Source organism: Desulfosporosinus sp. FKB, assembly GCF_002196705.1.
In the GTDB taxonomy this organism is placed as follows: domain Bacteria; phylum Bacillota; class Desulfitobacteriia; order Desulfitobacteriales; family Desulfitobacteriaceae; genus Desulfosporosinus.
In genome coordinates this window covers 515,293-527,650 of the sequence record NZ_NADJ01000040.1, presented here as the reverse complement: position 1 = coordinate 527,650, position 12,358 = coordinate 515,293, and the positions used below count along the sequence as shown (strand labels likewise).

General features: G+C 42.3%; 9 protein-coding genes. All 9 read left to right on the top strand.

Annotation, left to right across the window (positions count from 1 at the left end; genetic code table 11):
• Positions 1-121 precede the first annotated feature (121 nt).
• The 9 genes from B5Y67_RS24030 to rfbD all read left to right on the top strand — a co-directional run bounded on the left by B5Y67_RS24030 (position 122) and on the right by rfbD (position 12,358).
• Entirely contained in the window at positions 122-1,414 is a 1,293-nt protein-coding gene (locus B5Y67_RS24030; RefSeq protein WP_088228901.1) for an Rne/Rng family ribonuclease, read from the top strand.
• Between the two features lie 820 nt (positions 1,415-2,234).
• On the top strand, positions 2,235-4,514 hold the full coding sequence (locus B5Y67_RS24025) for a cell wall-binding repeat-containing protein (RefSeq protein ID WP_088228900.1): 2,280 nt from the start codon (positions 2,235-2,237) through the stop codon (positions 4,512-4,514).
• Between the two features lie 481 nt (positions 4,515-4,995).
• Positions 4,996-5,694 (top strand): Wzz/FepE/Etk N-terminal domain-containing protein, encoded by a 699-nt coding sequence (locus B5Y67_RS24020; RefSeq protein ID WP_088228899.1) that lies wholly within the window; start codon positions 4,996-4,998, stop codon positions 5,692-5,694.
• Between the two features lie 15 nt (positions 5,695-5,709).
• On the top strand, positions 5,710-6,435 hold the full coding sequence (locus tag B5Y67_RS24015) for a CpsD/CapB family tyrosine-protein kinase (protein ID WP_088228898.1): 726 nt from the start codon (positions 5,710-5,712) through the stop codon (positions 6,433-6,435).
• A 188-nt stretch (positions 6,436-6,623) separates the two neighbouring features.
• Positions 6,624-7,427 carry a CpsB/CapC family capsule biosynthesis tyrosine phosphatase gene (locus tag B5Y67_RS24010; RefSeq protein WP_088228897.1) on the top strand — a complete coding sequence of 268 codons (804 nt, stop codon included), beginning with the start codon at positions 6,624-6,626 and terminating at the stop codon, positions 7,425-7,427.
• A gap of 556 nt (positions 7,428-7,983) precedes the next feature.
• Positions 7,984-9,375 (top strand): sugar transferase, encoded by a 1,392-nt coding sequence (locus B5Y67_RS24005; protein ID WP_088228896.1) that lies wholly within the window; start codon positions 7,984-7,986, stop codon positions 9,373-9,375.
• Between the two features lie 70 nt (positions 9,376-9,445).
• Entirely contained in the window at positions 9,446-10,363 is a 918-nt protein-coding gene (gene rfbA / locus B5Y67_RS24000; protein WP_088228895.1) for a glucose-1-phosphate thymidylyltransferase RfbA, read from the top strand.
• A 43-nt stretch (positions 10,364-10,406) separates the two neighbouring features.
• Positions 10,407-11,441 (top strand): dTDP-glucose 4,6-dehydratase, encoded by a 1,035-nt coding sequence (rfbB, locus tag B5Y67_RS23995; protein ID WP_088228894.1) that lies wholly within the window; start codon positions 10,407-10,409, stop codon positions 11,439-11,441.
• A 53-nt stretch (positions 11,442-11,494) separates the two neighbouring features.
• Positions 11,495-12,358, top strand: a complete 864-nt coding sequence (rfbD, locus tag B5Y67_RS23990) for a dTDP-4-dehydrorhamnose reductase (protein ID WP_088228893.1) — start codon at positions 11,495-11,497, stop codon at positions 12,356-12,358.

Genomic DNA, 12,358 nt, shown 5'->3' with positions numbered 1-12,358 from the left:
CCGGGTATCCCGCCTCTTGCATCAGACCTCTTGAGCCTTAGTTTGGCCCACGAGATCATGACGGTGAGCGTTGTAACGCAAAGTTCTCTCGCATAGTTCGACGGGGAGGTGTAATCAATCTATGAAACTTGAAAGCTTGGGGAGCTGTAAGAAGGAACTGGTTCTTCAAAGTGAACAATTGGCGAAATCTAAATCCCAAAGGATTCGGGCGGCTGTGTTTGAAGATGGTGATCTGATGGATGTCTTTGAGGATGAGGGTGGTTCTTCCCATTTGGTGGGGAATATTTACCGGGGGCGGGTGGAGAATGTTTTGCCCGGGATGCAGGCGGCTTTTGTTGATATTGGCTTGGAGAAGAATGCTTTTCTCTATGTTGGTGATGCTATTCCTTCCCCTTCCCGTTTTGAGGACGAGGATAAGGATAAGGGTTCTTCGGTGATTCAAGAGCGGATTGAGAACATTGTAAAGTCCCGTCAGGAACTTTTGGTTCAGATTACTAAGGAACCTGTGGGCACGAAGGGAGCCCGGATTAGTGTTAACTTGACGCTGCCGGGGCGGTATGTTGTCCTTCTTCCTCAGGTGAGTTATATCGGGGTGTCGCGGAAGATTAGCGATGCGCAGGAACGGGCAAGGTTGAAGGATTTGGCGGAGAAGGTCAAACCTGAAGGGATGGGTGTGATTATTCGCACCTTGGCGGTAGGAATTGATGGTGAGGAGATTGCCGAGGATATTGCTCATCTGGTGACGACTTGGCAAGATCTGGAGCGCAAGATTCCCCATGTCTCTGTCCCGGGATTAGTACATAAGGATGTTGATTTGCTTTCGCGCTTAGTTCGTGACTGGGTTGATCAGGATGTAGAGAAAATTACTGTCGATCTGGAGGAAACGGCTGAGACCTTGCGTCAGGCTTTACGGGAAATAGAACATCCGGCCGCTAAGCGAATTTTTGTTGAGCCGGGTGAGAACTTGTTTGGCCGCTACGGAGTAGACGATGAAATCCGTAAGGCCCTGCGTTCAAAAGTATGGTTAAAAAGCGGCGGATATTTGATCATTCAGCAAACAGAGGCCTTAAGTGTTATTGATGTGAATACGGGAAAATATGTTGGGCAGCGTTCTTTGGAGGAGACTGTCGTTCATACCAATTTGGAAGCGGCTGGGGAGATTGCCCGGCAGCTGCGGCTGAGAAATCTGGGCGGAATTATTATTATCGATTTTATTGATATGGCAGCGAAAGAGAATCAGCAGCAGGTGATTGAAGCTTTAGAGGCGGCTTGTGCCCCGGATAAAACAAAGTCTCAGGTTTTAGGACTGACTCAGCTTGGTTTGGTGGAAATGACCCGCAAGAAAGTCGGCCAGACTTTGGCGGTGCGATATACGGAGCCCTGTCCGACCTGTGACGGAAACGGCAGGGTTTAACTTAGTAATAGTCTTGTTTAGGAGTGGCATGTAGATACCGCTCCATTTTTGTTTTGCGCCTTTCTTCCAAAGTAAAAACACATGTGGTCTTTAAGTGTGACTTAAAAACCACATGTGTTTTTGAAAGTTGGCTATTGTGTGCCTCAGAATTCAAATGGTTTGCTATTGGTCATTTTTATTTCGCTGCAATAGTTGCTAATGTTTCCTTTGATTCCTTAACGTCAACATATACAGGGCAACCCATAACGTACATTAAAAGTTGTTTTCTCATTATATAACACATCCTTTATTTTATTTGACACAAACTTAATTCTTGGCAATGTCTGTTTGTAAAGAATAGGCAAGTTTTCCTTGTGCTGCTATATATATCATCTCTTGGTTTCTATAGTTATTCTAAATCCTTTTCATACATAAGTGAAATACATAGTTGGAATATAATTTATTGCCAAAGTGAATAAATAGAACTACAAAGTAGACCAGGTCAATAGCAACATTGAGGCTGTGTGAAAGCAGAGCCTCAATGTTTTTTACTATATAATGGAGGTTATATTTATGACGAAGTTAGGCGAAAAACCATTTATTTTGTAACATTAACAAAAAATGGGTAAAAAAGGATAATCCTTGCAGGAATATTAAGCAGGGCGGCGAAGTAAAGCAAATGGCAATTCCTAGGACAGACCATCTTTTCCAAAATTAAGGTAAAGTATTGACGCTGAATAGTTCTGATCCTTTAAACATATATGGAAAGGTAGAAGAACAAGGAGAAGATCCTGAAAGCACAAGCACAAGAAAAAGAAAAATGAAAGAGGAGGCCCCCCCTATGAGAAAAAAGACAAAGCAAGTGCTGCTAAAGGGTTGCGTAGCAGCTGCCGTGGCATTGTCAACGACGTTAGCTCCAGTAGTGGCAAATGCTGCGGTTCCGAGTGCAACAACTAATGCAATGAGGATCGGCGGAGCTGATCAGTACGCCACAGCAGCTCTGATGGCTGAAAAGGGCTGGTCGGGAACCTGCAGCAGCGTAGTCATTTCATCGGGAATGAATTATGCCTTAGTCGACGCCCTTGCTGCAGGCCCCTTGGCTGCAAAATTAAATGCTCCCATTCTTTTAACGGATAATGGAGAACGTCTGAATTCTTCGACCAAAGAAGAGTTACTACGGCTTAAACCGCAAAAAGCATACATAACGAGCGGCGCGTCTGTCATTAAACAATCCGTCCTTGACGAAATCCAAGGGATGGGTATTACCCCGGTTCAACTGGGGGGAAATGACCAATATGAAACGTCCGTTAATATTGCTAAGGAAATAGTAAATCAGGGCGGCGACGTTTCTCAAATTGTGCTTGCCGCAGGTTGGTTAAGCCCGGCAGATGCCCTTTCTATTGCTCCGATTGCGGCAGCCCAGGGTATGCCAATTTTGACGACAACTCAAGATAAACTTCCTGCTGAGGTCCAGGCCTTTCTGGACAGCCTTAAGTCAAAGGTCAAGGATTCTTATGTTGTTGGCGGAACGGCTGTTGTCTCAGATAATGTTAAGGGTAAATTGACAGGAACTATAAAACGCTATTCCGGGCTGACAAAATATGATACGAATAAGCAGATTTTAAAAGGTTTTTCTCAAAACTACCGCAACAAGAGCGTCTATGTTGCCAGCGGGGAAAGCTTAGTTGATGCTTTAGCCGGGGTACCCCTTGCAGCTGCAAGCCAATCGCCTCTCCTGCTGGTTAATCAATCGTTGGACAATGAGACGAAGGATTTTGTGAAATTAAATCTGTCTACCTCCGATATGACTGTCTTAGGAGGAGAGGCAGTTGTTCCTTCTGCTGAGATTAATGAGTTGACCTCGGGCGTTATGTACGACACAGACAATGCCACTATTGGTTCCACGGATTCCAAAAAACCGGCAGGATATACGGATAACCTTGTGATTACCGGAGATAACGTGACTCTGAAAAACGCTGAGGCCAACGCCAGTGTTTATGTTAAAGGGAACAATGTTACTTTGAGCAACTTAACTGTTCAAGGAACGGTCTTTATTGATCCCGGAAAAGACGGCTCTGCTAAGCTTGATGGGGTTACCGCCGGGAATATTGTTGTTCTTTCCGGGGCGTCACACAGTGTTACGATAGCCAATTCAACCGTCAGCGGCGGGATAACCGTCAGTTCGAATAATGACACCTCTGTAGTCCTCAGCGGAACAACGGTCAAAGATGGCGTAACGATTCAAACTTACGAAGTTTACGAAACTGATGCCCAAGGAAATAAGGTTAAGACGGGTACGATCACGATTACCAGCGGAACAGGCAATAGCCTTGGTTCAATTAGTATCGTCAGCGAACCTGGGCAAACAACCGCAGTTAATTTAAGCGGGGAATTTAAACAAGCGGTAACCGTTGGAGGCCAAGGGGAAGTGGACCTTACTCTTGGGTCAAATACAAAGATCGACACCGTGAAGGCAGAAACAAAAGCAATGATTAAAGTTCCTGTTGGTTCCAGTATTGGCAGTTTGGATTATGGAACAACAGGCACATTGACCAGCGGCGGCGGTAATGTCAACGGGCAGATGACCTCGTCAACTCCAAGCACTCCTCCGACGAAAACAAGTAACACGGGTACAAGCACCGGCAGCGGAAGTTCCGGCGGCGGTGGCGGAGGAGGAAGTACAGAAGCTTCCGCTAAGATTTCTACCGTTGCTATCAATAATGGAACACCGGTCACAGTAAACGGCACAAGCTATACCTATGATCTCAGCTCAAGTTCGAACAGCACCATGATTCGTGATATCGAAATTTCAGCAGTGCCTGCAAACTCTACTCTCGTTTTAACTCAGATTTCCTCTCCTAAAACAGGGGTTGTCTCTGGAATTGTAACCTCTCCCACCAATCCTGATAATTCATTAATGTACAGCAATCAGACATTCACCTTGCCGGGGACGATCACCATGAGCGACATTTTCGGGAACTTAATCACTAACGGTGATGTCAGCGTCGGTTCGTTACGTGCCTTGTTTGGTTCCTCCGTAACCTTTACGGGAACTCTCTCAAGTTCAGGAACGTCTGCGAGTACGGTTACCCTTACCATTAACCTTGGTAACAGCAAATAGTAATTTAGAAGACCTTAAATAAGGAGTTCAAAGGTCGACTGCCTGGGAACAGTCGACCTTTGTTATGAATCCTTTCCTATTTATAAGGGATCAATTTGATCAGATTTATTCAATCGTAAGACTCCTACTTCTACAAGTGGGAGTGGTTCCAATACCTTGCTTCGGTGGGGGTAGAGTCCATCCTTCAGCGCAATAGCATTTGTTATGGGCTAGGCGTTTTCGGCGAAAGTGTCCACAGGACACTTTCGTCACCGAAGTCCCGATGTTCAGCTTTAGCCGAACGAGTTCACTAAGAGCAAAACTTTACCACAGAGTTAAGATTACAAATCCGGTCTCAATTTGGCCAATTTGCGATGGGAGGACATTTCGATTTCCAAAACTTCTTTTCTATCTATAAAGGTGGAAGGAAAACCAAAATTTACCGCGAATAATAAAATAATAATTCAAACAACTTTAAAAGCACCGATTCGGGAGGATGACAATGGAAGAAGAAATAGACTTAAGACAGTACTGGGAAGTGCTAAAAAAACGTTGGCTAATTGTCATTACGATACCTCTCATTGCGGCCCTGACCAGCGGTATAATCAGTTACTTTATCATTAAACCGGTTTATCAAGCATCCACGACCCTGATTGTTGGCAAAAAGGCCACCGAAGAAGGTGCAGCAGCAGCCCAAATGCTGGATAATAATGTTCTCCTGGCAAATCAACAGCTCGCCAAAACCTACGCCACTATCGCACGGAGCCGAACCGTCGAGGAAAATGTTATTAACGACCTGAATTTAACCATGACCGTAGAACAACTGGATAAATTAATTTCAGTCGATCAAGTCAATACCACGGAAGTATTAGAGATCAAGGTTGATAATACTGACCCTAAACAGGCAGCCTCGATAGCCAATGCCATGGTCTCAGAGTTTTCTAAAGCTGTGATTGAGATTAAAAAGGTCGACAGTGTAAGCATTGTCGATAAAGCGGTACCTCCGGATATCCCGGTTAAACCCAAAAAATCCTTAAACATCGCAATCGCCTTTGTTGTCGGGTTAATGGCTGCCGTTGGCATGGCCTTCCTGCTGGAATACTTCGATAATACCGTAAAGACCTCGCAGGATGTGGAAACCCTTTTGGGAATTCCGGTACTTGGCGTGATCCCAAATTATGAAGTCGCAAGAAAAGGGTAAGAGGAGAAGATTCAATTGACCTATTCTTTAATTACTGTAGAGCAATCGAAATCACCGATTTCGGAGGCTTTTCGGACGCTTAGGACGAACGTTCAGTTTACAAGTATCGATTTAAAGACCCAAAAGATCATGGTGACCAGTGCCGGACCCCGCGAAGGAAAATCCATCACCGTTGCCAACTTAGCGGTTAGTATAGCGCAAACAGGAAAGACAGTGCTCATTATTGATTCTGATTTGCGAAATCCCACACAGCATAAGATTTTTGGCTTACATAACGGGCAGGGACTTTCTGTCGCCTTGTTTGAGGACGAAGATTTCCGCGACTATCTCAAAGAAACAGAGGTGACCGGTGTAACGGTTTTAACAGGGGGGCCAATCCCGCCGAATCCAGCTGAACTTGTTGGCTCAAATCGTATGAAACAGCTAATCCGGGAAGCCAGTCAGGAATTTGATGTGCTTCTCATTGATACTCCGCCTGTTGTAGCAGTTACTGATGCGTCCATACTGGCCCAGGAAGTCGACGGAGTTATTATGGTTGTGGCCTCAGGGGAAGTAAGCAAGGACTATGCCCAAACTGCCAAAGAGCAGCTTGACAAAGTTGGGGCTAAAATCCTCGGTGCAGTTCTCAATAAAGTTGATGTTAAAGCCGGTGATTACTATTACTACTATTATTATCATGGCTCTCAAGACAAGCGCAAAAAGCGGCATCATCGGAAAGATAGGGTTTCAGCTTCAGCATAACCTAGTGTGAAGTTATTCAAAAGCTAATCCATGTAATAAAAAACATGTACTAAAAAGCAGCTTATTAATTTCAGACAACTGAAAGGGCTGCTTTTTTAATTAGTGATTCTGATAAACAATACAATGTCAAAATTATGGGCCGAAATTGTTAAAGCTTTCTGCTTAGTTATCGTTTAGGAGCGTTTCAGATGATTGATCTTCACACGCATATTTTACCGGGATTAGATGATGGTTCTAAAACTGTTGAGGAATCCTTGGATATCCTGCGCCAGTTACAAAAGGCCGGGTTTGAGACCATCCTGGCAACACCTCATGTCTTGGAAGGGAAGGATTTCTTAAGTCCTGAGGAAATTTTAGCTTCTGCCGAGGAAGTGCGTCAAGCGGCTTGGAAAGCCGGAATTAGCGCAGAGATTTTGCCCGGTTCAGAGAACTATATTTTCCCGGACATGGCGAAGTGGCTGCGGGAGGGGAAACTCCTGACTCTGGGAAATGCGGGAAAGTATCTGCTCGTAGAACTTCCTATGCTGGAAATACCCCACTATGTTGATCAAGTTTTCTTCGAACTCCAGGTTGAAGGGATTACACCAATCCTGGCTCATCCTGAGAGATACTTGAGTTTGTTCCAAGAAGCAGAGCGAGCGATCGAATGGGCCAAAAAGGGAGTTCTCTTTCAGCTGGACTACAGAAGCGTTACAGGGAGATACGGCTCAAAACCCAAGCAGTTTGCAGAAAGAATGCTGAGCAGCGGGATAATTCACTTTCTAGGTTCTGATGCTCATAGGGTGTCAAGCAGCGATTTTGTTGACCAGGAGGCTCTTCAGTACATAAGGAAGCTTGTCGGAAAAGAAGAGTTCCGGAAAATGGCCGTTACAAATCCTCGCAGGATGATTGAGGGAGAGATACTACTAAGTGGTGGGGATTATTCATTAGGGGATATGCCGGTTAAACGTGAGAAAAGGAAGAAGAAATTTTGGGATTGGATTAGAGGTTAGGGTGATTCGGAATATCTTAAAGTGAAATAAACATTGAAAGATGTTAATTCTGGATAGAGAGCTCAAGACGAGGATACCTCATGATCAGGAATAAGATGTTGAAATATAACGGATATAACATAGATAAGATGAAAAAGCGATCGTATGAAATGAGAATTGAGTCGAATAAAATAAAATAAAAGGCTATCCACTATTAAAATAAAAGAAGTTATCTCGATTAACGAGATAATTTCTTTTATTTTAAACTCTAGATTATTAATATTGGCGATTCATGTAACTTTATAAAGGATAATATGTTATTTTTTGTAAAGGAAATTAAAGGCAAATGACGAATTAGAAAAAAGAACAAGGAAGTACATTCGTCCTAGTACCGTAGACTCATACGGTTGGGTCTACGGTACTAGTTTTGAGCATACATTTTAATCGTTGGCGAAAGATTGCTTGAAAGGAGATTTAGGATGAGATGGGATTATTGATCGACTCAAGCCAAATGTTTGAGATCAGGTAGTCCTTTTGAAGAAAGAAGTTTGGTTTATCTTCAAGAGGAGGAGAAAATGTGATAAGAGAATTTGGGACGATTTTAGATGATGTTTCCCAGATAGTAGATTTAATTGTTTTCGGTTTAGGATTTTACTTTAGTGTTGAACTATATCGATTCAAACAATCTGTTAATGGGAGAGTATGGGAGCAGTATTTTCTTATATTTTTAGTTTATATCTTATGTTGGTTGATAAGTTCTAATGTTCATCGTGTCTATCAATCCCGGCGATTTATGGCTTTGAGCGTGGAAATGAAGCAGCTAATTAAGACACATATAACTACCTTTGTTGTAACAATTACAATTGTCACGTTTTACAAACCGACGCTTATACATAACCGATTTGTATTTTACTTTGAGATAGTGGCTTTGTGTTTAACATTGAGTTTTCACATAATGGTCCGTTTGTTCTTACAAGCATGGCGCGCTGTTGGCCGTAATACTCGTTATGTCTTAATTCTAGGTAGTGGTGCGGCTGCTCACACATATCTGCAGAAGGTTATTTCCAGTCCTCAGTTGGGATATAAAGTTATTGGTTATTTGGCACCGGAAAGGAACAGCTTAGAAATTCCTTACTTAGGAGATTACACGAATCTTCAAACAGTGATTAATATGCAAATCGTCGATCTTACGGTAATCACAGCCCCATTATCCGATGAAAGAGTTAGAACTTGTGTGGATTTGCTCAATGAAATGGGTAAGACAGTCACGATTCTTCTCGATGATTTGGTAGCTAAGTTGACGCGGAGCCGACCCGTTGATTTTGATGGAATGGCGATGGTTGCCTACGACGGAAAACCTAGACGTCCCTGGCATGAATTAGCCAAGAGGATATTCGATGTTATTCTTACGGGTGTTGGCCTTTTTGTTATTAGTCCGATTCTCTTGGTTATTGTAATTGCTATTAAGTTGACGTCCGAGGGGCCAGTGATATTTGCTCAGGATCGAGTGGGTATCAATGGACGAACCTTTAAAATGTATAAGTTCCGATCAATGGTTATTAATGCTGAAGAATTAAAGGCCAAGTTAGCTCATCTTAACGAGATGAGCGGTCCTGTATTTAAGATAACGAATGATCCGAGGGTTACTCCTATTGGGAGATTTTTGAGGAGAACGAGTTTAGATGAGCTGCCGCAGTTATGGAATGTATTCATTGGTGACATGAGTTTAGTGGGGCCAAGGCCACCATTGCCGAATGAGGTTAATATGTACGATCCGAAGCATCGGAAGAGGTTAGCGGTTAAGCCAGGGATCACTTGTATATGGCAGATCAGTGGACGGAATGAAGTGGATTTTGAAGAGTGGATGGAAATGGATGCTGAGTATGTGGAGCGATGGTCGTTGTGGATGGATATGGCGATTTTGGCGAAGACGGTGCCAGTGGTGTTGTTGAGGAAGGGTGCGAGTTGAAAAACATAGACTTTATATCTAAACCTAATGAATTAATACTTATGAAATGAGTGTTAAGGAGAATCGAGATATGAAAGGTATAGTGCTAGCCGGAGGCTCCGGTACCAGACTTTATCCATTAACGATGGTTACTTCTAAGCAGTTGTTGCCAATTTACGACAAGCCAATGATTTACTATCCGATAAGTGTATTAATGGATGCAGGTATAAGGGATATTTTGATTATAAGCACTCCTGCCGATACTCCTAGATTTGAAGCACTTATGGGCGACGGTCATCAGTTCGGGGTTAGACTATCATATGCGGAGCAACCAAGCCCTGATGGTTTAGCACAGGCTTTTATCATCGGTGAAAAATTTATTGATGATGATAGTGTGGCAATGGTGCTTGGTGATAATATCTTCGTTGGTCATGGTTTTAAGACACGTCTTAAAAGTGCTGTGGAAAATGCTGAAAATAAGATTTCTACAATATTTGGATACTATGTAGATGACCCGGAACGTTTTGGGATTGTCGAGTTTGATAAGAATGGGAAAGCAATTTCTATAGAAGAAAAGCCAAAGATTCCAAAATCAAATTATTGTGTTACAGGTCTCTATTTCTACGATAATCGTGTAGTTGATTATGCTAAAAGTTTAACTCCTTCAGCTCGTGGTGAGCTCGAGATTACTGACATTAATCGTATGTATCTTAAAAACGGGGAGTTAAATGTAGAGTTACTCGGACAAGGTTTCACTTGGCTCGATGCTGGTACACATGAAAGCCTTGTAGAGGCAACAAATTTCGTTAAGACTGTAGAGACACATCAGCATCGTAAAATCGCTTGCCTTGAGGAGATTGGATATCTTAATGGGTGGATTGATAAAGAACAGTTAATCAAAGCAATTCAACCTCTTAGTAAAAACCAATATGGCGAGTACTTGATGGATGTACTGACTGGAAAATATGTTGAGAAAAATCCTCAACTGCGATTAGTAGCCGAAGGTTAAATTAGGAGATTGTTTCAGGTCATTTTTATTAGGAGAAAAAGTTATGAACATAATAGTGACTGGTGGAGCCGGATTCATAGGTTCTAATTTTATATATTACGAATTAGAGGAGCATCCAGAGGATAGAATTATCTGCCTAGATAATCTTACCTACGCAGGAAACCTCTCGACTCTTGAAAAGGCTATGAAAACTTCGAATTTTAGGTTCGTGAAAGCCGACATTGCCAATAGAGAAGCTGTATACGAACTCTTTGAAGAAGAGCATCCAGACATTGTAGTCAACTTTGCAGCAGAGAGTCACGTGGATAGAAGTATAAAAGACCCTTCCATCTTCCTTCAGACAAATATTATTGGTACAGGAGTTTTAATGGACGCTTGCAGAAAATACGGCATTGAGCGTTATCATCAAGTTTCGACTGATGAAGTATATGGTGACCTTCCCTTAGATCGAAAAGATCTATTCTTTACTGAGAACACTCCGATTCATGCAAGTAGCCCATACAGTTCAAGTAAGGCTGGAGCAGATTTATTGGTTCTTGCTTACTATAGAACCTTTAAGCTACCCGTATCAATTACACGTTGTTCCAACAACTATGGTCCTTATCATTTCCCGGAAAAGTTAATACCCTTGATGATTAGTCGTGCTTTAGCTAATCAGTCTCTTCCTGTTTATGGTAAAGGTGAAAACATAAGGGATTGGCTATATGTAAAAGATCATTGTAAAGCAATAGACTTAGTAATGAGAAAAGGTCGTTCGGGTGAAGTCTACAATATTGGTGGCCATAATGAAAAAACAAATCTTGAGGTTGTAATGACGATTCTTCGTGAATTGGGAAAACCAGATAGCCTTATTTCTTATGTAACTGACCGTCCTGGTCACGATATGAGGTATGCAATCGATCCTACTAAAATCCATAGAGAGTTAGGATGGATACCTGAAACTAGATTTGAAGATGGTATTAAAACAACCATTCAGTGGTATTTGGATAATAGGAAGTGGTGGGAAGGCATTCTCACTGGCGAATACACTCAATATTTTGAGAAGATGTATCGTAAGAGATTAAATTCTGAGAAGTAATGGCAGTTTTTTAACAGTTTATTAAGAGTCTATATGGAGGAGTAGAATATCTAATGAAGGTATTAGTTACTGGATCTAATGGACAGCTTGGATACGATGTTGTTAATGAACTTGGGAAACGAGGGCATACCGCAATCGGTGTTGATATTCATGAAATGGATATAACCGATGATAAGTCTGTTAGCGAAGTAATCACAAGAGCCAATCCGGATGCAGTAATTCATTGTGCTGCTTGGACTGCGGTGGATTCAGCAGAGGACGCTTTGGAGAAGTGCCGACTTGTCAACGCGACTGGTACGGAAAATGTAGCTAAGGTATGTAAAGCGCTGGATATTAAGATGATGTATATCTCTACAGATTATGTATTCGATGGGCAAGGCAAAAGGCCGTGGCTTCCCGATGATGAGCGGAGTCCTCTTAATGTATATGGCCAAACTAAATATGAAGGGGAACTTGCGGTTGAAAACAGCCTTTCTAAATACTTCATTGTTCGTATAGCTTGGGTATTTGGAGTTAATGGCAATAACTTCGTTAAAACGATGTTGAATCTTGGTAAAAAGCAAAGCCAACTTAGAGTTGTAAATGACCAGATAGGTTCTCCTACTTATACGTATGATCTTGCACGACTACTCGTTGACATGGTTGAGACTGAAACGTACGGGCGTTATCATGCCACAAATGAAGGTTTGTGTTCTTGGTATGAATTTGCTTGCGAAATTTTCAGACAAGCTGCGGAGATCAATTCTATTTATAAGGGCATCTTAATTGATCCGGTTGATAGCAGTGCTTATCCAGCGAAGGCAAAAAGACCTTTTAACAGCCGAATGAGTAAAGAAAAGTTGTCTGATAACGGTTTTAAGAGAATGCCTTCATGGCAGGATGCTTTGGGTCGCTATCTTAAAGAAATAGAGTTTTAA